General features: G+C 42.5%; 21 protein-coding genes. 5 read left to right on the forward strand and 16 right to left on the reverse strand.

Annotated features, from left to right (window positions below):
* The 3 genes from I4641_RS13675 to I4641_RS13685 form a co-directional block, all read right to left on the reverse strand.
* The coding region (locus I4641_RS13675) for a DUF6262 family protein (protein ID WP_229641094.1) at positions 1-353 on the reverse strand (353 nt) is incomplete at its 3' end.
* Positions 350-2,398 carry a tyrosine-type recombinase/integrase gene (locus I4641_RS13680; RefSeq protein WP_229641095.1) on the reverse strand — a complete coding sequence of 683 codons (2,049 nt, stop codon included), beginning with the start codon at positions 2,396-2,398 and terminating at the stop codon, positions 350-352. The genes I4641_RS13675 and I4641_RS13680, both read right to left, overlap by 4 nt.
* Positions 2,364-3,482, reverse strand: a complete 1,119-nt coding sequence (locus tag I4641_RS13685; RefSeq protein ID WP_229641096.1) for a tyrosine-type recombinase/integrase — start codon at positions 3,480-3,482, stop codon at positions 2,364-2,366. The genes I4641_RS13680 and I4641_RS13685 overlap by 35 nt, the downstream gene beginning before the upstream one ends.
* Positions 3,483-3,877: 395 nt before the next feature.
* Here I4641_RS13685 and I4641_RS13690 point away from each other — a divergent pair, with 395 nt between their 5' ends.
* The gene (locus I4641_RS13690; RefSeq protein WP_229641097.1) at positions 3,878-6,469 is read left to right on the forward strand and encodes a two-partner secretion domain-containing protein; all 2,592 of its coding nucleotides are present in this window, start codon (positions 3,878-3,880) and stop codon (positions 6,467-6,469) included.
* 7 nt (positions 6,470-6,476) lie between these two features.
* Here I4641_RS13690 and I4641_RS13695 read toward each other — a convergent pair whose 3' ends face one another.
* From I4641_RS13695 to I4641_RS13705, 3 genes are all read right to left on the reverse strand, one after another.
* Positions 6,477-7,085, reverse strand: coding sequence for a hypothetical protein (locus I4641_RS13695; protein ID WP_229641098.1), 609 nt, complete (start codon positions 7,083-7,085; stop codon positions 6,477-6,479).
* Positions 7,086-7,252: 167 nt separating this feature from the next.
* Positions 7,253-7,717, reverse strand: a complete 465-nt coding sequence (locus tag I4641_RS13700) for a hypothetical protein (protein WP_229641099.1) — start codon at positions 7,715-7,717, stop codon at positions 7,253-7,255.
* The gene (locus I4641_RS13705; RefSeq protein WP_229641100.1) at positions 7,707-8,465 is read right to left on the reverse strand and encodes a ParA family protein; all 759 of its coding nucleotides are present in this window, start codon (positions 8,463-8,465) and stop codon (positions 7,707-7,709) included. The genes I4641_RS13700 and I4641_RS13705 overlap by 11 nt, the downstream gene beginning before the upstream one ends.
* Before the next feature lie 407 nt (positions 8,466-8,872).
* On the opposite strand from I4641_RS13705, the gene I4641_RS13710 reads away from it, so the two are divergent.
* Complete coding sequence (locus I4641_RS13710) at positions 8,873-9,778, forward strand: replication initiator protein A (protein ID WP_229641101.1); 906 nt, start codon at positions 8,873-8,875, stop codon at positions 9,776-9,778.
* A gap of 593 nt (positions 9,779-10,371) precedes the next feature.
* Here I4641_RS13710 and traD read toward each other — a convergent pair.
* Positions 10,372-10,704: a conjugal transfer protein TraD gene (gene traD / locus I4641_RS13715; RefSeq protein ID WP_229641102.1), complete on the reverse strand. Its 333-nt coding sequence runs from the start codon at positions 10,702-10,704 to the stop codon at positions 10,372-10,374.
* Positions 10,705-11,055: 351 nt separating this feature from the next.
* Here traD and I4641_RS13720 point away from each other — a divergent pair, with 351 nt between their 5' ends.
* A complete protein-coding gene (locus tag I4641_RS13720; RefSeq protein WP_229641103.1) occupies positions 11,056-12,282 on the forward strand; it encodes a MobA/MobL family protein in 1,227 nt (408 codons plus the stop codon).
* 37 nt (positions 12,283-12,319) lie between these two features.
* Here the strand turns inward: I4641_RS13720 and I4641_RS13725 are convergent, their stop codons facing one another.
* Positions 12,320-12,469 (reverse strand): hypothetical protein, encoded by a 150-nt coding sequence (locus tag I4641_RS13725; RefSeq protein WP_229641104.1) that lies wholly within the window; start codon positions 12,467-12,469, stop codon positions 12,320-12,322.
* A gap of 77 nt (positions 12,470-12,546) precedes the next feature.
* On the opposite strand from I4641_RS13725, the gene I4641_RS13730 reads away from it, so the two are divergent.
* Entirely contained in the window at positions 12,547-13,866 is a 1,320-nt protein-coding gene (locus I4641_RS13730; RefSeq protein ID WP_229641105.1) for a type IV secretion system DNA-binding domain-containing protein, read from the forward strand.
* An 80-nt stretch (positions 13,867-13,946) separates the two neighbouring features.
* On the opposite strand, the gene I4641_RS13735 is transcribed toward I4641_RS13730, so the two are convergent.
* From I4641_RS13735 to I4641_RS13760, 6 genes are all read right to left on the reverse strand, one after another.
* On the reverse strand, positions 13,947-14,582 hold the full coding sequence (locus I4641_RS13735) for a hypothetical protein (protein ID WP_229641106.1): 636 nt from the start codon (positions 14,580-14,582) through the stop codon (positions 13,947-13,949).
* 24 nt (positions 14,583-14,606) lie between these two features.
* Positions 14,607-14,927, reverse strand: coding sequence for a hypothetical protein (locus I4641_RS13740; RefSeq protein ID WP_229641107.1), 321 nt, complete (start codon positions 14,925-14,927; stop codon positions 14,607-14,609).
* A gap of 28 nt (positions 14,928-14,955) precedes the next feature.
* Positions 14,956-16,668 carry a type IV secretory system conjugative DNA transfer family protein gene (locus I4641_RS13745; RefSeq protein WP_229641108.1) on the reverse strand — a complete coding sequence of 571 codons (1,713 nt, stop codon included), beginning with the start codon at positions 16,666-16,668 and terminating at the stop codon, positions 14,956-14,958.
* A gap of 83 nt (positions 16,669-16,751) precedes the next feature.
* Positions 16,752-17,399: a hypothetical protein gene (locus I4641_RS13750; protein WP_229641109.1), complete on the reverse strand. Its 648-nt coding sequence runs from the start codon at positions 17,397-17,399 to the stop codon at positions 16,752-16,754.
* Between the two features lie 154 nt (positions 17,400-17,553).
* Positions 17,554-18,360, reverse strand: coding sequence for a hypothetical protein (locus I4641_RS13755; RefSeq protein WP_229641110.1), 807 nt, complete (start codon positions 18,358-18,360; stop codon positions 17,554-17,556).
* Positions 18,361-19,042: 682 nt separating this feature from the next.
* Positions 19,043-19,735, reverse strand: a complete 693-nt coding sequence (locus tag I4641_RS13760) for a hypothetical protein (protein ID WP_229641111.1) — start codon at positions 19,733-19,735, stop codon at positions 19,043-19,045.
* A gap of 163 nt (positions 19,736-19,898) precedes the next feature.
* Here I4641_RS13760 and I4641_RS13765 point away from each other — a divergent pair, with 163 nt between their 5' ends.
* Entirely contained in the window at positions 19,899-20,735 is an 837-nt protein-coding gene (locus I4641_RS13765) for a hypothetical protein (RefSeq protein ID WP_229641112.1), read from the forward strand.
* Positions 20,736-20,782: 47 nt separating this feature from the next.
* On the opposite strand, the gene I4641_RS13770 is transcribed toward I4641_RS13765, so the two are convergent.
* Both I4641_RS13770 and mobF read right to left on the reverse strand, forming a co-directional pair.
* On the reverse strand, positions 20,783-21,760 hold the full coding sequence (locus I4641_RS13770) for a hypothetical protein (protein WP_229641113.1): 978 nt from the start codon (positions 21,758-21,760) through the stop codon (positions 20,783-20,785).
* 183 nt (positions 21,761-21,943) lie between these two features.
* A complete protein-coding gene (gene mobF, locus I4641_RS13775) occupies positions 21,944-23,725 on the reverse strand; it encodes a MobF family relaxase (RefSeq protein ID WP_229641114.1) in 1,782 nt (593 codons plus the stop codon).

The raw sequence follows: 23,725 nt of genomic DNA on the forward strand, positions 1-23,725 counted from the left end.
AATCTTTCATTAATACGACGTAGACTATCTCTTTCTGTTTGTAGTTTTTTAATCCTTTCTTTGAGTTGATTAATAATTACCTGGCTGGACTTATCAGAACGAGGTTGTGGAGTAGCTGGTTTCCCATTTCGTTCTTGTTCTCGTCTCAAGTCTTGAATGCGCTGTTTAATCTCTGGATACTTATAAAGATAGCTCACGCTCACGTCTGCTGCCCTGGCAATGTTGGCAAAAGAAAGTCGCTGTCCTTTTTTCTTGACTTCAGCGATCGCTTTTTCGGTTCTAACAAGACAATTTTGTTTTCTTTGTTCTTGAACAGCGTTAAGTTTTGCTATTCGCTTTTCTCTACCGCTCATTTATCTTCCTCCAGTGTCTTAATTATCTTGTCTAAATTCTGGAGGATGTCAGAGTTGACCTGGAGTTGACGCTGCCAATTATTAGCCTGGGCTTTATCTATTACCCTTAAAATACGTTCTCTATGTTCTTGGTGTTGTTCTAAAAACTCCTGCGTGGTACGAAAATCGCCACAAGTCAAGCAGGCGTTGCCTTTAGAACAAGTTTGAGTCACGGGTAATCCACAATAGCCATTGGGAAGAACTTCACCTAAGATTTTGCGTTTTAACCACTGTAGGTCTAGGTCTTCATCAAGCTCAGGATTATTAGATTGAATGACTTCCCCTGCGATATTGACAACTTTAGCGTGAAACTGCTCTATTTCTTTTTTTAGAGTTTGGTCGTAGATGTGGGCATAAACAGAGGTCATTTTGGGACAGAGATGTCCTAGATAACGCTGAACAATGTGCTGTGGGACACCATTGTTAATCATGCGAGTACCGACAGTGTGGCGAAATTGGTGACTTTGAAAGTTCCAGAGCTTACCATTAGCGTCTTTAATCTCGAATTTTTCCGCTAATTGTTTGATGTATTTTATGAAAGTTCCCATAGCCATCACTTTCGGAGCGGGAAAAAATTCAGTTGACCACAGAAAATTCCTACCTTTGGTTCTGGCAGCAAACAAATACTCAAATTCATCTCCTAGCTGGTCGCGGATAAACTTCTGTTGTTCCATAATTACAGCAGCTAATTCCGCTGAAATGGGAATGGTATCTTCTCGCAGTAGTTTCCAACGCATGAATTGGAGAAACCAACCACTTTGAGCATCCTGTTTTAAACAATCAAATCTCAACTGAAGCAGTTCTCCTACCCGCAGACCACATTCCTGAATTACTAGTACCATTCGCATAACTGGTGCAGGAAGAGCATCTAAATTCTGATTGAGTTGCTGAATTACTTCTTCAGGAATGAAGCGCGGTTGATGTCTAACGTCTTTAGGGTAATCTTCTTTAAGAATCAGATAAGGTTGTACTGAAAACCAATTATTGGTTGCGCCACACTCAAAGAATTTATTGATGGTGGATAATATTTTTATTTTACGGTGTGTTGAATAACCTCGTTGATTCATTTCAGCCATTGAATCTAAAATGACAGAACGATTTAGAGTCTCGAATCCTACCTTGGGATATTGGTCTGCTAAAAATTTGGATAGCCAATTAAATATTCCTATCTCACTGAGAATTGTTGAATACTGCTTAGTTGTCGCTATATAGCGAATGTACTTTTTCACAGCTTCCTTTAACCAATCTTGTTTGATATTGGTAAAAATCAACTTGGTATTTGATTGATGCCCATCAACCCGTAATCCTAAAGAGGTAGCTAACCAAACATCATCAGATAGAGGAATTCGGTAGTGACGATTATTTCTTTGATTGGGGTCATTAACACCCTCAACAAAATTTCGGTGGCAATCTTTGCACTTATAAATCTGTCTTCCCGTATCAGCAGAATGACCAAATTTAATGCAGTTAGATCCTCCACATCGAGGACAAGGTTCGAGTTGTTGTAGACGTTCGTAAATATCTTGGGCTTTACCTTCTGTAAAAGAACGCTTACATACATGGCATTTCCCTCTTGGTATGGGGCTTGATTTTCGTTTGATCAGGGAGAATTCACGACTGCCACAGTAGTAACAGATATCTTTGAAGTTAGCTGCTGCTAACGTATTCATTAATTCCTGATGAGGATTTTCAGCTTGTTGAATCTCAACTACCTGCTGAACATTTCGCAGTCGGTCATAGATTTGTTTGGTTAGTTCTCCAGTAAAGTACCGTTGGCAATCTTGGCATTTTTGTCGTTTGCGTCCTTTTTTATCTAACTTACTTGGAACAATATTACGACTACCACAGTGGTAGCAAATCCCTTGAAAGTTTGCTGCTTCTATTTGAGCTATTAATTCGGCGTTGGGAAGTCTATCTGGTTGAAGGGTTAATTGTTTGATTTCTTCTCTGGCTGCTTTGAGGGACTTGGGGTTAAATAGTTTTGGTTTTTGAGATGTTGGTGACATCGCTATGTTCTCGTTGCTGTAAATATTTTTGGTATTCTTGAGCCAAATCGTCTTCAGTCAAATGAACGTAGGTATTGATTGTGGTTTGAATGTTGGCGTGTCCTAATCGTTTCTGAATGTAGGACATATCCCAACCTGCTCTGATTAACTCGGTGGCATGGGTATGTCTGAAAAGATGGGGAGTGGCTTTGATGCCTGTTTTCCTCTTTAATCGCTTGAACAGTCCATTGACATTGCCCTGGCTCATGGGAATGCCGATGGGTTCTGACCAACAGTTGACGAATACGTAGTCAGAATCTAGATCGTCTGGGTACTCTTCAATTAGATAGTCGGAATAGAGACGCATTAGTTCTTTAGAAACGTGAATGACACGCTCTCCTGTTTTCGCTCTAGCATTGTTGAAGTTATCGCTTCGATTGGTTACATGAATCTCATTGATGCCTTGAGAATGGATATCTTCATGGCGTAATCCGAGTACCTCTCCTATCCTCATTCCTGTGGCATGAAGTAGACAAAGTAGAAATTTATCTCTGATGCGGTTACACCCATCAATGAGTTGTCTTATTTCATCTTGGATCAGACAGCCTGAAAAGGTTTTGGGTTCTTTAAGCTTGAGAATTTTGGTCTTGGTTTCCTTGCTTTTGGCTATGCCGTGAAGAAAGGGTTTATAGTTACGTCCAGGTTGAAATTGGTTACGGTAAGCGTTGATTCCTGTAGTTGTTCCAATCCGTTCGTGAAATTCATAGAACATACAGACAGTAGTCAATATGTGATTGATTGTTTTAGCTGACCTTTTTGATTCGAGTTCAAGGTCAGATGTAATATCTGAAGTGGGAATCTTTAACCAGTAAATGAATTCGGCAAGGTTTTCGATGGTTATTTGTTGCCAATCTAAGTGATTGTCTTTTAGGAATTCCCAGTAGAGTTTGAGATTGCGAGCATATCCCTGAATTGTATTGGGCGAGCGATTAAGGCTATCAAGATATTGAAGATACTTGGAGATAGCTTGAATTGGGAGGTAGTTGTCATCTAGTACTAGCCACACAGTTTTATTGTCTGGTGACAGTCCTCTTTGGACTTTCATTATCTACGTCATAGATGTTGTTTAATATTATATTAGATCTTTGCACAACGATTGGTTTTGAGGTTTGATTTGTATCGTTGTTGTTGTTGTTGTAGATAGTTATTTGTTTGGTTCACATAAGAAAACAGCCTAAAGCATTTTTGGTTGGTCAGATTGGAAAGAAATTAAGAGCCAATCCTGAAACAGTCGCGCCCATTATTGTCCAACAGGTTCGGGCTGCTTAATATCAGCTATTAAGGATATACATACCATTGAGAAGATTGACAGGTTATCAGTATCAATCTTCTTCTTTTATTCCCCTATTAGTTTTGTAAAGCATTTGTCATATCTGTAGTGTATGAAGCTGTAGTATGTGCTTTAGATGTATCTCTAAGCTTTTCTATTTCACATACACCATGAAAAAAGCTCTCTTCTTTCCTTTGCAGATTAGTCTTTGCACTGTCGGTTGTCTTTACGCTTCAAGTAGTATTACCCACGCCCAAGTTACCCCTGACGGTACAGTTAATACTCAAATCAATCAAGATGGTAATAGTGCAGTAATAACGGGAGGGGAAACTAGAGGAAGCAATCTATTTCATAGCTTTCAAGACTTCTCGGTTGGTACTGGGAATGAGGCGTTTTTCAATAATGCCAATGACATTTCTAACATCTTCAGTCGAGTTACAGGCGGTAATATTTCCAATATTGATGGTGCAATTCGAGCAAATGCTGGTGCGAGCTTGTTTCTAATCAATCCAGCAGGAATTATCTTTGGGGAGAATGCCAGATTAGATATTGGCGGTTCGTTTTATGGCAGTACAGCCAGTAGTGTTTTGTTTGAGGATGGAGAGTTTAGCGCAGCAGATTTAGAAAATCCTCCTTTGTTAACTGTCAATGCGCCTATTGGTTTGGGTTTTAGAAGTGATCCTGGGGATATTACTGTTAGGGGGAATGGTCAAGGTATACGAACTACAAATGACTTGATCGATAACGAAGATGCACTTCGAGTAAATTCAGATAAAACCTTCGCATTAGTTGGTGGGAATGTAACTCTTGAAGGAGGAGTTATCAAAACCGCAGGTGGAAACATCGAGTTAGGTAGCGTGGAAGGTAATGAACAAGTTAGTTTGAACCCCACAAACAGCGATTTTAGTTTGAATTATGAGGATACAACAAATTTTCGCGATTTAAGATTTACTGGTGCAGCAACTATAGATGTAAGTGGTTTAGGTGCGGGAAATGTTAGAGTCCAAGGTAAAAACATTACTTTGGCAGAAGGTTCTGTAATTGAAGCTAATACTTTAGGCTCTTTACCAGGAGGACAAATAGAAATCAATGCCTCAAACTCCACAGAATTATTAGGTCTTAGTTCAGAATCAGATCCACTTTTTACAGGTATATTTGCATTTGCATCTCCCGAAGCAACAGGTGATGGTGGCGATATTCAAATAAATACATCTTCATTAGTATTAACTGATATCGCTCAAATCGGAACTCAGACAGAAGGAGAAGCAAACGCTGGAAATATTGATATTAAAGCTTCTGATTTTGTGATCTTGAGCAATTTTAGCAATTTATCAGACACTTCATCTTTTTCTCTAATAATTTCCTTAGTTGAGGAGGGTGCAACTGGAAATGCAGGAAATGTAAGCATCGAAGCTAAGAGCTTAACCATTAATGAGAATTCTCAAGTAGGAACAGGCACTTTTGGTGCTTTTAACGATGGAGATGCGGGAAATACGCTCGTAATTGCTACTGATTTTGTTGAAATTAGAGACGAACAAGCTGATGGCTTGATCAATGGTATATTTGCTTTGCAAGGCGCAAATAATAGTACAGGTAGAAGTGGTGATTTATTTGTCAATACATCTCGTTTGAGTATTAGCGGTGAAGATTCCCAAATATCCGTAAGTAATTTTGGTAGTGGCGATGCGGGTGATATTAATCTCGAAATCAGAGAATTAATTATTGAAGGTGGTGCGGAATTACAGTCAATAACTTTTGGAGATGGAAATGCTGGAAATATAAATATTGAAGCATCAGAATCAATACAAGTAAGTGGAAGTTTGTTAGAACGTGGATTCTTAGGTGGTATTTTCGCTAGTGCTATTGGTGGAGGTACTGGAGATGGAGGTGATATTTCAATATCAACTGATAACTTGGTTGTTCAAGATTTAGGAACAATAAGTGTAGGGAATTTCCAGACTACTGGCGAACTTGAACCAGGCTTAGGAAATGTCGGTAATATAGGAATTGAAGCAAACAACATAACACTTGATAATGGCGATATTACTGCTGCATCTAATGCAAGTATCTTCGGTGGCAATGTCAGTTTGGAGACTTCTGAAGATATCATTCTAAGAAATAACAGTGTAATTTCTGTTCAGGCATTTCAAGAAGCTGGTGGAGGAAGTTTATTTATAGACTCAAGATTTGTTGTTGCTTTTCCTAGTGCTGGAACGGGTAGCGATCTTGTCGCAAATGCTGATGTTGGAAATGCAGGACAGATCATCCTCAATGCCGAGCAAACATTTGGATTAGAAGTTGGAACTGCTATTGATAGCAACAATAATTTTATAGAAAATAACTCTAATGATATAGATGCTAGTTCTAATGAAGGTATTGGTGGAAATATTTCTATCAACATTATTAATGTTGTCGATCCTCTCCAAGGCGTAACAGAATTACCTCAAAACATCGATCTCCCAGAACAGACAAGTCAACAAGCTTGTGAGGCTAATAGAGAAATAGCAGCGAAAAACGGTTTTACTATCAACGGCAAAGGAGGAATTCTTCCCGAACCAGGATTGCCATTAAATTCGCTCAACGTCACAGTCAACGGCGAAAACAATCCAACTTCAACCACATCTACACCCATAGAAACAGCCCAAGGCAAAATCCAGCCAGCTAGAGGAGTCAAGGTAACTGAGTCTGGAGAGGTAATCTTAACGGCATATCGCACCAACAATTCAGGCGAACGCATTCCTGAAAAGAGAAACTGTGGTTGAGTATAGGTTATCTGCGACAGTGTGAAGCCGTTATCTTGTCTAGCTTCTGATTGAATTCATCGGGAGTCAGCTGACAAATGGGTTCGCGTTTGGGGTGGACTTTGAGGATATTAGCTGCTGCATCCCTCCCCTGCCCTTCTGGGGGAGCAATTACCCAAGTGGGAACATCAAGCTCGATAATCTGGGGATACATTAGTCTAGCGTAGTCCTCCAGCCCCCCGATATCTTGGGCGTAGTCGGCAAATATCAACAGTGCTGCGGGTTGACCGCATTTGAGACAGGGAATTAGTTTGCTGGCAATCTTTTCGATTGATGTTGGTGGTTTGACCGCACCAGAAGGATCTTTCTCCCCTAGTATCTCTGCGCTGCCTCCCAAGGCTGCATCTAATTGACTGGTAATTGCTTCGCTAATGGGTTTGAAAATGTCGCCCCGCTTGGCTGTCATCGGATCTTCGGGGTCGCCAACTATTTCAGAAAGAATTTGGGTTTGCCCATCGGGTCGCTCTTGAAGCAGGATACGTCCTAAATCGCCGAGTTTGGCATGACGGAAATTAAAAGCAAATCCGTTGGGTACTGGCTCTTGCTGGTAGGAGATTTCAGGGGGGAGGTTAAACACGCTGGTTGCTGCCTAGAAGTTTTTAATCTAGGCTACGCCCTAACCTTCTTCTAAGGCGGTTAACTCAGCTTTTTTTAATGAGAGTGCGGTCGGCATTGATGTAAACACAGCAAAATGTATTAAGGGTTTTACACTTTGCTGTGTTGCTGAATAAACAGTAAAAGGTGTTAATCGCTGTAATGCTTTATTAATAGCCCAATTGCTTTATTGAACAGCTCGTTTTTCGTCACTCTACGCTTTTCTTTGCGCTTGAGTTTAAGCTGAAGCTCTTCGAGATCCAAGAAGTTTTCTTCTTCAATATAGATACTCGTCTTAATTAACTCTCCCCCCTCCTTTTTCTCTTCAGCGGGTGCGGACTTGGTTTTTGCTGCTGCCGTCTTTTTCTTTTTACTAGATGCAGCAGTGGTCTTAGTTTGCTTCTTTGGTGCGATCTCTGGCGTAGGCTTAGGCTCAACTTTTTGATCGTCGGTATTCTCTGCTTCTACCTGCTTGGCTGTATTGTCGGCTGTATCAAAAAAAGCCTCTGCACCTTTGGTTGGAATGCTTACTCTACGGGCTGATTCGGCAGAACTAGACTTGCTGCGTTTGCTAGCGAATGTATTTTCCAGTTTGTTCTTATTATTAGTTGCCATAGATCTCTTTTACTAAACTACGATAAGCCTTTGCTGCTTCAGATTGGGGTTGATATTGGGTGATACCTTGAGAGGAAAGTACGCTGTCTTGGAGTTTTACCGTGTAGGGAATTACCGTATCGAAAACTAATTCTTGATAATTCTCTTTGATATTTTGCAACGAGAGCTGCGAGTGATTGGTTTGTCTATTGAACATCGTGGGTAAGATGCCCTTGATAGTCAGGGCTTTATTAAGCCGACTGCGAACTTTCTTAACCGTCTCTAATAGTTGATCCATGCCCCGCAGTGAAAAATAAGAGGTCTGAACGGGAATGATTACTTTTTCGGCTGCGACTAAGGCATTTAAGGTCAACAGTCCCAACGAAGGCGGACAGTCAATTAAAATGTAGTCGTAATTATCTTTTACTTCAGACAACCTCTCTTTGAGAATTGAATCCCGCCCTGGTTCGTTGAGTAACTGAATCTCCGCAGCAGAGAGATCTATATTGGCAGGAAGTAGATGATAGTTTTCCAACTCCACGATGACCGAAGCCATAGGCAGCTCCGAATCACAGAGGGCGTTGTAGACGGTAATATCCAACTCTTCTGGAGGTACTCCCAGCCCGTCGCTTAAAGCCCCTTGGGGGTCGAGGTCTACTGCTAGTACCTTCTTGCCATCCTCTGCCAAGGCAGCGCAAAGATTAATAGTGGTAGTAGTCTTCCCTACCCCTCCTTTTTGTTGTGCGATCGCATAAATTTGAGATTCCATCTTTCTCTATCCGCTTTTATCGAGCAGCGTTACCAAATACAGCAAAGTGTATTGCTGTAAATACGGCAGTACGCCAAAAGGACTCGATTCGTTATTTACTTTATGCTGTTTTAGTGTAGATACGTAAAACCGTCAACACAGTTTAAGGTTTTAGTTACTATACTTTTTACTGTTTTAATGTATAAACAGCTTAAGGTTTTGCTGTGTTGCTGTTTAAGTGTAAAAACATCTCACTGTTTTGCAGTATTAATGTTTTTACTTCGTAGAGTATCAAGGTATTGCAGGTTCTAGGGTTTGCTGTAGTGCAGTTTTGCTGTGTTTACCTCAAATACTCCACCCTTGCCTAGTTCTCAAGTCCTGGCTGGGTTAGACTGCACTCACCAACTTGGGAGAATGAGCTGGAAGGTATGAAGCATAAGACCGCAATCAAGACTCTTGAGGAATTAGCAGAAGAAGCCAAATCAGCCCAGGCACGGCGAGAACAGCAGCAGCTCCAGCGTGCCAACGAGCGAGGAACGCAGCAGTTTGATTTGGTATCTGTTTTGAATTCTCATGCCCTTATGAGATATCCAGTTTTCTCCACCCGCTACGGCAGCCAGCAGCAGCAGGAAGAGCCAATCCTCTACTATTCATCGGATGGCTCGGTATCTGTAGAAGTAAAGGGCAGCTACGGCATCCCCAATCAGGCTGATGCCAACATTATCAGGTGGGCAATCTCAGTAGCCAGGCAGGTTAGGACTGAAACTGGGGTAGTTCCAGAGGAAATCTCTACTACTCGCTATAAGCTCCTGAAAGACTTAGGAAAAACCGTTACAGGGACAAACTACCGCAATTTAGAGCAAAGCCTCAAAGTTCTTGGGGGCATTAACATATCGGGTAATATTTTTGATAAAAATCAGGAGTTTACAGGTACTCTGATGGAGTTCAACTATACTCGTGATGGGTCGGGTAAAATCGACAAAATCGTAATGATATTCAACAAGAATTTCCGCCAACATCTTCAGAGAGATGAGTCGGTGCTGACTATTCCTGGTGAGGTTCTGGTGAGCAATAATCCTTTGCAAATCAGGCTGATTGAGGTCGCTCGATGTCATATGGGGAAAAAGCCCAAATGGGAAGTTCGTTTAACTAAGCTGATGAGCCTTTGCTACGAAAAGAGGCGTTCTAAGTACGAGTTTAAGCGAGCGGTAAAGAAGACAAACCTGCCCTACAGTGTGGAGTTTCGTAAGTCAGCCGACAACAAAGATGAGGTGGTGGTTTTTCAATCTTCGGTAGAAATTAAGTCTCTCGATTCAGCCAAAAATCAAACATAATTCTGTTTTACTACTGTCATCATCTCCGATAGGTACTGATATCATCTCCGACTTTTTGGCTTTACTACTGTCATCATCTCCGATTTTTGGTTCTTGCTACTGTCATCATCTCCGATGGGTACTGTCGCCATCTCCGACGATTACTGTCGTCATCTCCGACGATTGCTGTCATCATCTCCGAAAATATTCACCAGAACGTCACTAAAAGCCAATAAAAACAAATGGTTATACCACCCAGCCAAAACCCGTAAATATCTTTAAATATTTATAAATTAATACTATAGGTTCGTGCATTGAGATAAAAACCACGTTTTATATTTGCGGTGGTTTTTCAGGTGTTTGTCAGGGTTCGGTCGCTACGCGCCAACCGTCGAGGGCAACCGAGCCTAGCATTGCTCTAAAAGTAAGTGGAAACAGTGTTTTACCAAAGGTTTACCCTCTTGGTTTGTCAATTTACAGTGAGAAAGAGACTCAAACATCCCCTCAAATCCCTCAGAATCTATTCTAGGAGGACTTTATAGCCTCACCCTACCAAGACTATAGGTAAAGAAAAACCGACTCTTAGAGAAGGTCTGGGGAGTTCGGTAGAAATGCTAATCGCCTTGAGCTGGGGGTCTGAGGGTGTGCTTGCGACGCGATCGCTCGTGAAGAATGACTTCGCCCTTGTGCTTGAGATTTTGGTAGGTGGTCTGGTCGTCGAGGATGGGGGAGATTTCCAGCATTGCCCCCAGCAGTGCGCCTCGGTTTACGTCCGACAGTCCAGCGATTTCCACCAATCCACCCAGCTCGATCAGGCGACGAGTTCTGTTTTTCCTTTCTCGTTCTTTGAGCTTGGCTTTCGCCTGGAGCAGATCTGTTTGAACTTTCTTCTTTTTCTGCTCAAGGCGTTCTAATTCTGCCCTCAATTTTTCGGCTGGATCTGTCATAAAAGTAGCATTTTACAGGGTAAATTCACAGCAGTAATTCCGCTTCATAGAGGGTTATTGAGGGATTTCCCGCAGGGAAGGCATCAATACCTAAACACAGCAAAGTGGGTTAGTGTTTTTACCTTTTTACAGATAACCAGCATGGGGTTTTTACTTTTTACCGTAAACACTTCTTGATGTGGATACGGTTTGCTGTATGATTCTGGACTGAAGTTTTTCCGCAGCCACAGATGAAAATCGATGGCGAGGCGCGATTACACGTATCTTTCAACTGTGCTACGCAAAGTCTCAGATACGAATCGCTGAAGAGGGGCAAGCCCCGAAGAGAAAACCACGAAGCGAAGTTTTGACATGGCAGTACCCCACCTCTGCGTAAAATACGGCTCTCGGCAGACGGGTAGCTCGGCAAAAGATCACTTCAAGTACATCTGTCGGTTACAAGCTAATGCCAAAGACGATCTGGTATTTGTTAGCCATCAGAACTATCCAGCCTGGGGCAATAATCCAATAGATTTTTATCAGGCAGCAGATCTTTATGAGCGAGCCAATGCCAGACTATACCGAGAAATTGTGGTGGCTTTGCCCCGCGAACTATCCCAGGAGAGTCAGTTAAAACTGATTACTAAGTGGGCAGAATCAGAACTCGGCAAGTCTCATCCCTACACAATTGCCGTTCATTCTCCTCTGGCTCTTGATGGTAAGCCCAACGCTCATGCCCACATCATGTTTAGCGATCGCACCTTAGATGGTGTTGAGCGCGAGCCAAAACAGTTCTTCAAACGAGCAAATAGGAAAAATCCCGAACTTGGTGGAGCTGCCAAAGACGTAGACTGGAAGCGAAAACAGAAGGTGGTTGAACTAAGACAGTCTTGGGAGAAAGCCCACAATCTAGCACTAGAGCAAGCTGGGATAAGTAAAGAAGCAGCGATTTCGATGAAGTCTCTGAAAGACCAGGGAATCGACAGAGTACCAGAGCCAAAGTTAGGCGTGAGGCAATCCGCTATGCTCAGGCAGGGTAGGGAGAACAACAACACTCGATTAGTGAAGGCTCTGCGAGAAGTCCGCAATATGGAGGCTTCTTTAGGTGGGATACAGAAGGAAATTGATAGTACGATTCGTGATTTAGCTAAGACTGTAGTTCGGGATTCCTCGTTATTTATCCCAGCCAATGAAATTAAGTCTGAGGTAAGAAGTAGGAAATTAGATCTCTATGAGAAACTGCGAGAAATCGAGTCTCAAAGATACAAACTGGGGCTACTTCATACAGCTGATGGTGGAGTGTATCAAAAGTCATCAGACCAAAAGGTTAATCAGAAGCGAGCGGAAGTGGAAAAACGATTTTCTACGCTCAACCAACAGTTAGCTACAACTAAGAAATTTGAGAAGAATCTAAGACTTTTGGGCGAGATACCGATTGCGATAAAGAAGGGTAAGCCATTAGCGGATGAAAAATCGCTATGCGATCGCCCTGGTTTCTTACAGAAAGTAAAAGAAGCAAAGCAACAACTAAAAAGACTTGAATTGTCCAATCAAATTCAGCTCCAGCGAGATCCTCCACCATCTGCACCATTTACTTGAGGTAGATTACTTAAAAGACCCTGCCATAACAGCCACGTTACCGAATACTTCCGCGTGAGTTACCACTAGGCTGTAAGCAAGATGTTCTACCAAACCAAAAAGTCACTGCATCTGTTACTTGTCGCGGTGGCTGCCACAGTATTGATAGCCCTGCTATGGCACTTTGGTGTCTCATCATTTGAGCCATCGACCCAACTTGGGGGGAGATTTGCAGGTCTAACCTGTTTGATATTTGGGGGATTGCAGCACTATAAAGCTCGCTCTTTGGAAAATAACGTTACCAAAGGAACTCAACTAGTCACTCCCAAAAAATTCTCGAAACTAGTAAAAGGAGACGGTATTGGTATTCCCTATGTTTCTGATTCTCTAGGGTTTGGAAGTTCATCAAGCAAAGAACCTGGGCTAATGAAAATTAGAGCTAGCGATCATAGTAGCCACGTCTCGATCATCGGAGATACAGGCACGGGCAAGAGTGCCTTGCAACACACTATACTACGCCAGATACGAGAAGAAACTGATGATTCTGGAATCCTCTACGATCCTTCGGGCGAATACTGGAAGTACTGGGGAAACCCCGATACTGATATTTTGCTTCATCCATTTGCTAAGGATGCCCCATACTGGAGCATTACGGATGAAATAACTTGCAGCGCAGATGCCCAGGCACTAGCTAAGTCTTTCATTCCAGATCGGGTGGACGGAAAGCCTGAGTTTTGGGAAATAGCCCCCAGGAAGCTTTTGGGCTTTTTACTGATGGAACTCAAACGGCAGAAACTCTCAACTTCTGATCTGGTCAAATGGATAGCAGATGGAGAGCTTTTGACAGAGATGGTAGAAGGAACTGCCTTAGAGCCTCTAATCTCTGAAGGTGCAGCAGCACAGAGGTCTGGTGTCCTCGCCACGCTGTCTCTTGTTTCGGACGCTCTAAGCTTACTACCGCCATGTGACGGCAGACCAGTATTCTCCTGGAGGAGTTGGGCAAAAACGAGAGAAGGCTTTGTTTTTATCCCCACCACTGGGACTAGAGAGCGAGTGGCTCTAAAACCAGTTATCTCAGCGATGCTAGACACTGCTTTCAATTGTCTAATGGAGACAACAGAATCAAAATTTAAAACATGGGTCTTCGTGGACGAAATGCCAGCTCTGGGTAAGCTTTCTAGCCTAGAAACGGCTCTCTATGAATCTAGGAAATATGGGGTACAATTTTGTCTAGGCTTCCAGGGTCGTTCCCAGCTCCAATCTTTGTACGGGAAGTCCGCCGAATCTATACTCAGCTGTAGTACTACAAAGATATTTCTTCGCACAAGTGAGTACGATGCAGCAGATTGGTGCAGCAAGAACCTTGGCAAGCCAGAAAAGAGTAAAAGCGTAGAAACGTTTAGCTCTAGCCTGTTGAGTAATGGCAGGGACAGCATATCTTCTCGTACAGATCTTCTGACTGACTATCTGGTGATTCCAAACGAGATTCAAATACTACCGAAACTGACAGGGTACTTGGTCTACGATGGCTATGCAGCTAAATTTAAGTTCAATTACCCCAAATTAGTTGAGCGTAATAAGTTCCAAGACATAGGTAAGGGCTAACAGATATGGTTCTTTACTAGAACGCATCTATTAGCCCTCAAATTTTATGGTTTTGAATACTACCTCAAGCCAAAGTTTGCTTAATTCTGGTCTTCCTCTTCCTCGTTGTCGTCGCTGGAGTTATTATCAACCTCAACTGTTTTACCTTCGATTAGATTTTGCTCCGTTTCTACTACCTCTATTTTTTTCATCGGTTCTAATCTCTCTCGATTCTGTTGAAGCGCGATGTCAGCAGCAGCCTGTAACTCTGGCAACGAGTCTTTAAAGGCTTGGTTCATCATGCTTGGTAGTTGAAGAACGCACCTGACAGTATGAGCAGTTATCTGCTCTTGGAATATGTTCTCAACCAATCCACCAACGAAATTAGTATCAACTGGGGGCTGAACGGGAACTGCCGAATTAGCCGAAGATGAACCGCCATCAGTATCACTATTAGATGTCTGCGTAGACGAGCCTGGGCTTCCCCCAAGCAGTCTCTGCTTCTGCACCTCAGCTTTTCTGCGCTCAATTTCAATCTTAATATCGGGATAAGAGATGTTATGTTGTTCTCGCTTAATGCTTTGAACTTCTCGAATCCAAGCCACCTCTGACTCAGAATAGGATTCTTTGATGGAGCAGCCAGCAGCATCAATATGCTTATTAATGGTGCGCTTATCCTTGGCTTCTAGCACCTCTTTGATATCATCGATCGAGTAAGTCTTATTTGGTTCGTTCATTGCCTTTTATTAATAGGGGAATTTTTAGTTGCTGATGCTGAGATCGTCGTCTTCAAAGCAGGAGAGAAAATGGTCTAAGCTAATGTCCTCGTTACTAGTCTCATCAGTTACGACGATATGGGTATCCTTGTTCTCAAACGCCTGGGCTACCTGTTTTGAGGTGAATCCTTGGTCAAAAAGGAATCTAGCCCATAAAAAGGCAGCGACCTCTTTTTCGCTGTAGGTTGTTTTGCTGGTGCTGATACCGATAGCTTCAAATGTGCGAATGGCGGTACTGCGAGCAATATTGCCAGCCATCTCGCACATATCTCTTTTGCTAGAACAATCAAGTTTTGAATAATCCATAGTTTTAGATATGTGCATTGAGTGGAGATTATTTCTTGAGTATTCGGCGAGTCAGAATCTCAACTGAATCCTGCATGGATTGCCAAACCTTATCAGCCATGAACTTGTCCACGCCATCGGTACATACGCTCATGTAGTCTTGGTAAGCTTTGTCGTCATTGAGGTTGCCAAGTAGGTTAACCATTCCTCTGACAGCCAGATAACGCTCCTGTTCGTCAATTGGCTTAGTATCGGCTGAAGGTAGACTAAGAGTGCAATCGCTCTTGCTACCGCCGAATAATTTACCCAAGAACCCACCGCTCTTACCGCCTTCGCGTGGTCTCAGTTTGTCCACAGTACGAGCATCCATCCGATTAGCAGTAATGCCGTTAAAGTTGGTGGGAGTTTTCATGAGGTAGTAAATGCCATCGTTTGCATCCGCTATAGAGAGGTCAACTATGTCACCAGTGGTAAAAGGGGGACGATATTGACGACTTCTAGAGATGTTGATTCCAGATGATGAGTAAGACACATTTTGTTCGATGATTGACCTTGTACCTAGAGTATCGATTGCCCACTTAGCAGAAGTTGGACTATCGGTATTTAGGAAGATTTTGACCGCTAAATTTGCTGAAATTGCTTCTGCCATGTCTGCACCGTAATAGTGTTTGATGTTGCCGTAGTCCTGCCAGCTAATGATGGCTCTAACCCCACGACTGGGATTAAATTGCAATTGTGTTACAAGACCTGGAAGCCTATGCCAGAAGGGAAGTTCATCAATTACAACTGAAATATACTTGGGGCATTGGTCGGGAAGTCCTGAGATAGTTTCGGTTATGCTTTCAAACAGAAAGTGAACTAGGGGGCGCAGTGCTTTGCTTCTATTGGGAGTAGAAGAAATAATAGTGCAGGTATCAATACCGTCCTCGACAATCGCTCTAGCTGATAGCCAACGAGTTTTAGGAGTTTTACGCTGTAGATCCGCAGCAGGGCGCAGTTCTTGAATTGTGCTAGAACACTCAGCCAGCACCCCTGTTTTTACGTTGTCGCTACTTTTATCACTGAGAAAGCGAGAAATAAATGATTCGCCTTCAGGAGTAGTTTGTACGATCTTAAAGAAGGTATCTAAAGAGGCTAAAGCCGTGTCATAGAGGTCATGGAAGCCCCAGCAATCGCCATACTTTTTGACCAAGGCTTGAATAGTGCAAACTATCAATCCCTGACCCATCAACGCCCAAAAGGGTTGAGCATCTTTGGGCGTAGGCAGAAGAGTCTTAGCCAAATTCATCATCAGGGTTGGATCGTCTCCGACCAACGCTGCAATATCAATACAGTAGGAATCGGGGTAGCCAAACTTAATTACTCGGTATTCGATATCATTTTCGGCAGCTAGAGGGCGAGTCCAAGAGAGGTAATCGCCCTTACTATCGAGGATAATAATATTTTTGCTATCGTAGATTTCGGCTGTGTAGGCTTCAAACACACTCTTGATAAAAATATTCATTAAGTGTGATTTTCCGCTCCTGGATATGCCTTGAATTCCAATGTGACAAGGAAAGCGGTCGATGGGGACAGTTTTACCGCCGACGATTAGATTAGGGATACCTCTGCTACTGGGATAGAGTTCGAGCCGATTCTGGCGTTCAAATTCGGTCTGTTTTTCGTAGTCATCATAGAATTGTTCGGTCGCTTTGAGAGAGCCTATTCGATACTCCAAATCATCAAAATCTGGGTTGAAAGGGTCACGTCTTCTAGGTGTCATAACTCCTTAATCGTCTCCACATAAGTTAGTAATAGTAGTGGAGTCCCGAATAGGTTATTTACTCAAAGAGCGAACCTCAAAGGCTACTCTCTGAACAGACCAAGAATCTTCTGGATAATCGAGCTGGCAGTAGCATTTCGTCTTCTGGCGCGATCGCGTTTTTGCGCCATCTCGCGACGATGTTTATCTGCTAACATTTGTTGATGTCGCTCTTGTTTCTCCTCCTGAGCCATACGGGTTAGAGCGATATTTTGTTCCTTAGCTTCAGCTAAAGTATAGTTACGGGCGATGGCTTGGATATCTTTTTCAAACTGGTTCACCATTGCCCCTAAGACACCGCCACTACCGAGGGCGTGCGACATCACAACGTAAAAGACAAACGTTGTAACGCCATAGGCTACACTATGAGCGAAAAACCCAGAGAAGAAAGTAGCAAGACAGATGGAAGCTAGACTCAAAAGAATTAATGTAGGCAGTCCAATTGTCCACAGAGCGTTAAATGGTAGGAGAAGTTTAGTCCCACTAACAGCAGCCTCCATTCGTTTAATTCCCTTCTTGTTGGCATAAGGCGCAGTGTTAGTGAGAAACGTTCTTTGTTGGCTTTTGATGCGGTTGATAGCTTGAAAGAGGATATGGAGACTATCTAAGAAGAAGAGTACAGCCACGATGGAATAAAGCATGATGATAATGTAATTACCATCACCACCTGCTGAGTCAGCTCCTAGAAGCATCAGCGATGCTTCTGGGATGAGTTCTAGACCAGCAAAGATACCACCCAGTATGAACGGGACTATTGGCATCAGCACCACATAGCCAGCGGTGTAACCTAAAAGCGACCATAAAGAAAAAAACATGATTTTTGGATTGATAGATTAAACACGGAATTTAGTCAGAAGCACTCCCAGTAGAACCAGGAGGCGTGTAACTTAGGCAGGAGTTAGAAGGGTTAAAGCCAAACTGAAAGGCTGCCCGTTTAATAGCGGTTAGATTTGGGTCGCCTCCTGAATGTTTCTCAAGTCCTAAATTCATAAATCTGCTCATGTCATTGGCTACCGTCTCAGCAGGGGAGGAGTAGACAGATCCAAGAATTTCACCCGAATAGCAATCAAGCATCAGGCTTTTGTGTACTGAGTTTTCAAATTCAAAGCCCAAAGTAGAGACAGCATGATCGGCTACCTCTCTGGCTACAATGTAGGCGGATAAGATATTAGTACCAGTGATGGCTTGAGTGGCGTAATGGTCGTTATAGCCCTGATCGTTGATCTTTTTAGGAGTAAGGAAAATTTCATCAGAATGGGGGCAGTAGCCAGAGTACAAGATACGCATTTCATACTCGCCACATTTGGGTGTGCGCTCGCCATTGGGATTAGCAATTAGAAAGTCAATCTCTGGCACTGGTACGCGGTCATAACCTTTGAGGCTGCCGTCATAGCTCAGGATGCTATTGAACTGCGCCACCATTGTTTTGTACGATTTTTTTGTGGGCTTGATATTTCCTGGCTGGTTTTCTCCTGCGATCGCTGGGGGAGTGTGCAGAACAAGGTATAAAGCTGATGTAGCAATAGCCAATAACTTTGGTTGCTTTTTCTCTCTGGCTTTTTGCTTTGCAGACTTGCGACTGGAATTTGTGGCACAGCGATCTGTCTCGCCAAAGGGCATTTTTCTAGCCCTGGCGAAGTGTATAGTCTTCATAGGTATTGTTGGTGAGTTAGTGTTTGATTTTCCTGCGGTTTAGAAGTTCAAAACGGCAGAGGAAGAAAGTCTCCATCATTTGACTGAAGATGAAGACTCATTTGTTGTTGATGATGATGAAGCGAGAAGTTGTTAACTCGCCTCTCTGAATTTGGGTAGACGTTCCGCGATCGCCAACTCAACCCATTTTTCGGAAGTCATTCTGGGGTTAATTCGATGTATCTTCTCAACTTGACTTCGGGTGAGTTGAATCTGAAGACAACATTTAGGATTAAGATCGCAGCAGTAACTTCTCGTTTTCGGCTTGCTACAGAGTGGAATATTCTGTGGTAAAAGAGATATCATGGTTACGAATGCCTTCTTTTGAAGGTAGCTAATTTGAATATCTGGGAAACGTGGTGCATACATTCGTTATGCCGTGCTAGAGCTGTGAATGTATGCGGTAAGTGTTTCCCAGGTTAGGTTGTCGTTATCGCGGAGAAAGTAATTAACCGACCGAGTACCTGGACACTACTCAGAGTTATTTGCTTCTTTGCGTAACCACATTGCTAGTATCCCACTCAAAATCTGAGCTTTTGAAGATGTCCGTTTATCCTCTGAAGAGAAATATAGGGCAAAGCCATATACTGAGGAAAAAACAGATTTATTGAGGATTGTAACGAGGTAATTCCGACTCTAGAAGTTAGTCAGGGAAGAAATTATATTTTTGTTTTTTCCTGCCTTTATTAGTTTCTCTTTTCCCCTTTGCATTTACTTTTTTGATGAAGTAATCTCTAAAGATATAGGGAAACCTAATCAGTTCATCATAACTCATAGCATTTTCATAGTTGCTATTTGGATCTTTAGCTATTTTACCAGGTGCTACATTCAAGAATTTGGCACTATTGAGTCGATTAACCTCGTCATACCAAGCTTTACACTTATGTATCTTTACTACATCGTATTCTTCTTGTTGGTATAACCTAGCAACTTGTCCTTGAGCGATTTTGGTTTTAATCGTATACGATTCGCCGTCTTTACCGTGTCGCTGATGAATAGCTTGATGAATCATTTCGTGAAGGAGATAGTCGCTGAATGCAGCTTTATCTTTGATTCTTCGCCTATAGTCTCCTACTGAGATAGCTTTACCATCGATAGTTCTCAACCACATAAGAGTTGAAAATGTTATTATGTTGCGGGTGAAGTCGTAGTTTGCTGAATGCCCTGCTGGTGGACAACCCCAATGGATTGCTCCTGGTTCGAGCTTTCCATCAAAGTAGTTTTCGTTATGACTCTCCCATAATTCGTAAGCCCAGCGACCGTAACCTGGATCGGTGATGTCTGAGGCAGCCTTAAGAGTCTCAAGAATAGATGAGGAAGATTTGTTTTTGTTCATTGGTTAATAGTCCATAGCTATGGACTACAATAAAATGAACAATACAATATTTTAGTCTCACTATCTATATCTCTTAACTTTTAAGGGAAATATAGCAAGCGGTCGCTTTAGCCTGTCCAGCTATTAAGCGTCTTTGATGAGATTGTAAGTTTGTCGTGTCAAAATGAGCCTCTATAAGAGGAAAACCCCTATGAGTAGCGATCGCTATAACTCTTCTCAATTTCAAGATACCAACAACCCTGGACAGCGTTTTGGTTTCGGCAATAGTAGATCGTCATCCAAAACCTCTAATTTGAGTTCAGTAATCGATCATCTCATAAAACAAGATACTGAAAATACATCAGCATATCAGAACCCTAGAGTATCTAGCACTGATGATGTTTCTATAAAAATGTCGCTGTCGTATCCTACAGCCTCTTTATACGAAAGAGGTTGTAGTGAAATGTTATTCGATCCAGATAGAGCTGAGAAGCTAATTGAGGAGTACGTAGACAGAATCTTGAATTACTATCCAACGGGGGAATATATGCCCTCTTCAGATCCAAACTCATATTTCATCCTCAAGGAGATGAGGAAAGATAAAAGAGTTAGTCAGGAAATGCGTAGGGAGATAGTAAAACGTTTAGCGACTGCCAAGGTTAATCTTTCACGAAGAGATGAAGACAGTCCAGTATTCAATAGGATAGGTGCTGCTGTGATGGGGCTGAAAGGTCAGGATAGTAGAGAGGAAATTAGGAAAATGTTTTTCGATATATTCGATGACCTTAACTATCCTGCCTTAGTAGTCGTTTTAAACACTACATTTTTCAATTCTTGTAGAGAAGCTATTTCCTTGATGGAAAGAGTTCTCGACTCTACCTGTGATTCAGCATTGGTTTTATTATGTTCTGGTAGTTTGAGATTTCTTTATGCACGCTATAGTCCTGAGAAAATATCATCTTTGGATGGAATAGAGAAAAAAATAGATCCAACTACTGATTCTCCAATTGATAAGGGTTAGTAACTCGTTAAGCTAAGAATATTTATTGTTCTTAGCTTACTAAGAAGCTAATTTAGTATTTGTGGAACTTGCGAATCTAGCTCTTTTATGATCTGCTGTATTTTAGGGTGAGTCCTAAAACTTTCAGAGCCAAGACATTGGCGTATGAGAAGATGAACATCTTCAACTTTATTTGTCATCAGCCCGTATGATCTATCTTCGTAATCGTCAGAGAAAAGTGCGTTTCGAGAGTCATTAATAATGCTCATCGAATATGGTATTGAACAATCATGAGGATTTACATATCCTCCAACGTTTTTGAGTGAGCTAAAAATACTATTGCTCCAGCGAATTAATATATGTCCTTCATAGCCAGTAAGAGAGCAGTTGATTGCAAATTTTATAGCCTCGGTATAGATCTCGTAGTATGTATTTTCAAGTTCTTCGATTGAGCCTTGTCGCCAGTCTTCTGATTGTTTTCTTAGCTTGCGATCGCTCCAAATGCAGGGAAGCATAAGAATGATACGTTCGTACTTTATCAACTTATTGCGGAATTGATTGATCCACAGAATCATTGATGGATCATTGAAGAGAATAGTATGCTTATACTCAGAGTCAATTTTTTGGTGACAGCTCAAAAGGTTTTTCACACATACATCTGGGGTTCTTAATTGCACTTTCAAAAACTCTTTTCTTAGGCTCTCTCTCAGAATTACAGCAGTAGGAACTAGAGGGCTGTAGATTTTATACGCTATCAAATAAATAAAACGTATAGTTCCCAGTTTTGGTGCTTGAGATGATTCCCCAGAAATAAATCGAAGAGCGTCTACTACTTCCTGCTTTTTGGGAAGAGGTACATTAAATTTAAGCCTACTATTTTTCCGTCCAATTTTGAGTGAATCATAATCACCTTCATACGTTTTCCACTGTCGATCCGTGATGAGTATTTCTTTATCGTCAAGCTGTCCCCCATCTCTCAAAAATGCGATGAGGTCTTCCGATTGCCAGGGATCTACGCCCTGAATGATGGTTCTGTTGTCATACATGACACATAGTAGAGAAAGTGGCTAATATAGTATGCTTAGTGTCATTGTATATGGCAAAGCTCGTTCGCGATCGAGTAGTTATCAAACTAATTCCCTATTAATTCCCCGACATTAGAGTTCTAGTGAATTCCTAGACACTTGACTAGAATTTTGCCGAAAGGGAGAAAATCACCTACTGTGGTGTTATCTGCCCAATCCCCCAAAGCTTCGCACTTTTTCAATCCTCTGCTGGCTGCGCTCTTTCCTCTGGTTGGCTTTGAGTTCCTTCTCTTTGGCTTCTTTTTCCTTCTCCTTGAGAACCTTATCTCGGTCTTGCCGTATCAGGATATTTGCCATGTGCTGACTGATTCGCTTCTCCTTCAGGGCTTCTCTAACAATATAGGGAGTAGAGGCACGCTTTTCCGCCATCTTCATCAGGCGGTTTTTCTGAGCCTTACTAATCAGGTGCAGGGCATGGTAAACCTCCAGCTTGAACTCCTTACCCTCATAAGGCGACTTGGCTTTACAAGCAAGATACTGAACCCGTCCAATTCTGCCCATTAGAAACAGCCCTAAAGCCCTGCGCTCGAACTTCTCGGCTCGTTTATCAGCTCCAGCACGTCGTTGGTTCAGGACATCTATCCTGTTTCCCTGCTGCCAGTGTATCAATACCCTGGCAGCGTGGGCGGTCTTCTCCGTCATGGTCAGGGAGCTTTCAGGTAGGGTATAGGCTTCATGCCTGAGACTGTGGCGATCGCTCGACCCATATTTGCCACCGCCTTTTCTAGTGTTGGTGTACTTGGATACGAATCTATCGGCGTACTCTTTTGCTTTTGCCGATGAGAGCTTAGATCCACCAACGGTAACACTTGCTGTCATTACCTGATGAAAAGTTACATCTTCTTTTTCTCTCAGACTGCGTGCCATTGCTGCATGGTGCTTGATGTCTTGAGCCTTCTTCTGTCTCTCTTCGAGCTTACTCTTAAGGTCAATTACCTTTGAGGGCTTCTTAACGAGTGCTGGACATATTTTGGAGAGCTTAAACCCGTGTTTTCTACCTTTTTCTTCCCAGTCCTCCTGAACTGGGGACATATCAACAAATTTTTGTTTTTTCTTGCGAGTCTTTAATACTGCTGACTGAACCTGCGCCCCTGTCATTTCAGGGTTCTTTTCGAGTTCAGCTTCTACCTGCTGACTCCTTTTGGACAGCTCACGACAAAGACCAGGAGGAACGCCATGTATCCCGAAGGATTTCCCTTTTTCTTCCTTAAAAGGAATATCAAAGGTTTTGAGCTTAAGCTTTCCAGTTTCTAGTTCATGACGCAGGGTGTTGAGGTAGATCATGCCTACGGTGTACCTCATTTTGAAGAACTCCCGTGTATCTAAAGAGCCTTTAATACTGGGGTCGTCTAAGCCAATAGCCCCCGACATTAGCAGCAGATGACGGTGGCATTGTGGGTCAAGCTCACGGGATAGGTGATGCTGGAAACAGGCGAATATTGGGGCTGCCTTACGGTAGGTGTAGACTTCTTTGCCCTGCTCGTCGTAGGTCTTTTTGCGGATCTGGCAAAAGTCGCTGATGTAGTCCATAGCTGCCTGTTGCGCTACATCTCGGCATCTCTCAATTTCGTTACTGACCTCGCCATTATTGGCGAGATGGTCTAAAACGCTTAGGCTTTTTGGATCGGATAAACAGAAGTCAAAGCCACTGAGTTTTTTGTAGGCTTTGGGCTGCCCCGTCAATCTATCTTTATAGATTCGCTCGGTATCGCCTCCCAGCTTAAGTCTTTCTGTGCCATCTGGACTCTTTCCGTCCAGCAAGTTTTCCAGCCGATAGTCCTTATGTTCTATGGAGTCATTTTCAACTCCAAAATGTTCTGTACCAGAACCAGCGAACCATCCCTGTTCGCCTAGCTCCTCATTATAATAATGGTTGAGATAGTAACGACCGCGCTCACCGCTAATTTTGGCAACAGAACAGACCAT

The sequence above is a fragment of the Waterburya agarophytonicola KI4 genome (assembly GCF_020640915.1).
GTDB lineage: Bacteria > Cyanobacteriota > Cyanobacteriia > Cyanobacteriales > Xenococcaceae > Waterburya > Waterburya agarophytonicola.

What these genes read in the sequence shown, in the direction of transcription:
- I4641_RS13700 (WP_229641099.1), bottom strand. Translation starts at nt 7,717, where the DNA reads ATGGCAACTAATAATAAGAACAAACTGGAAAATACATTCGCTAGCAAA.
- I4641_RS13710 (WP_229641101.1), top strand. Translation starts at nt 8,873, where the DNA reads ATGAAGCATAAGACCGCAATCAAGACTCTTGAGGAATTAGCAGAAGAA.
- I4641_RS13770 (WP_229641113.1), bottom strand. Translation starts at nt 21,760, where the DNA reads ATGTATGACAACAGAACCATCATTCAGGGCGTAGATCCCTGGCAATCG.
- I4641_RS13750 (WP_229641109.1), bottom strand. Translation starts at nt 17,399, where the DNA reads ATGCTTCTAGGAGCTGACTCAGCAGGTGGTGATGGTAATTACATTATC.
- I4641_RS13745 (WP_229641108.1), bottom strand. Translation starts at nt 16,668, where the DNA reads ATGACACCTAGAAGACGTGACCCTTTCAACCCAGATTTTGATGATTTG.
- I4641_RS13725 (WP_229641104.1), bottom strand. Translation starts at nt 12,469, where the DNA reads ATGGCTCAAATGATGAGACACCAAAGTGCCATAGCAGGGCTATCAATA.
- I4641_RS13760 (WP_229641111.1), bottom strand. Translation starts at nt 19,735, where the DNA reads ATGAACAAAAACAAATCTTCCTCATCTATTCTTGAGACTCTTAAGGCT.
- I4641_RS13705 (WP_229641100.1), bottom strand. Translation starts at nt 8,465, where the DNA reads ATGGAATCTCAAATTTATGCGATCGCACAACAAAAAGGAGGGGTAGGG.
- I4641_RS13755 (WP_229641110.1), bottom strand. Translation starts at nt 18,360, where the DNA reads ATGAAGACTATACACTTCGCCAGGGCTAGAAAAATGCCCTTTGGCGAG.
- I4641_RS13685 (WP_229641096.1), bottom strand. Translation starts at nt 3,482, where the DNA reads ATGAAAGTCCAAAGAGGACTGTCACCAGACAATAAAACTGTGTGGCTA.
- traD (WP_229641102.1), bottom strand. Translation starts at nt 10,704, where the DNA reads ATGACAGATCCAGCCGAAAAATTGAGGGCAGAATTAGAACGCCTTGAG.
- I4641_RS13740 (WP_229641107.1), bottom strand. Translation starts at nt 14,927, where the DNA reads ATGGATTATTCAAAACTTGATTGTTCTAGCAAAAGAGATATGTGCGAG.
- I4641_RS13720 (WP_229641103.1), top strand. Translation starts at nt 11,056, where the DNA reads ATGGCAGTACCCCACCTCTGCGTAAAATACGGCTCTCGGCAGACGGGT.
- I4641_RS13765 (WP_229641112.1), top strand. Translation starts at nt 19,899, where the DNA reads ATGAGCCTCTATAAGAGGAAAACCCCTATGAGTAGCGATCGCTATAAC.
- I4641_RS13680 (WP_229641095.1), bottom strand. Translation starts at nt 2,398, where the DNA reads ATGTCACCAACATCTCAAAAACCAAAACTATTTAACCCCAAGTCCCTC.
- I4641_RS13735 (WP_229641106.1), bottom strand. Translation starts at nt 14,582, where the DNA reads ATGAACGAACCAAATAAGACTTACTCGATCGATGATATCAAAGAGGTG.
- mobF (WP_229641114.1), bottom strand. Translation starts at nt 23,725, where the DNA reads ATGGTCTGTTCTGTTGCCAAAATTAGCGGTGAGCGCGGTCGTTACTAT.
- I4641_RS13690 (WP_229641097.1), top strand. Translation starts at nt 3,878, where the DNA reads ATGAAAAAAGCTCTCTTCTTTCCTTTGCAGATTAGTCTTTGCACTGTC.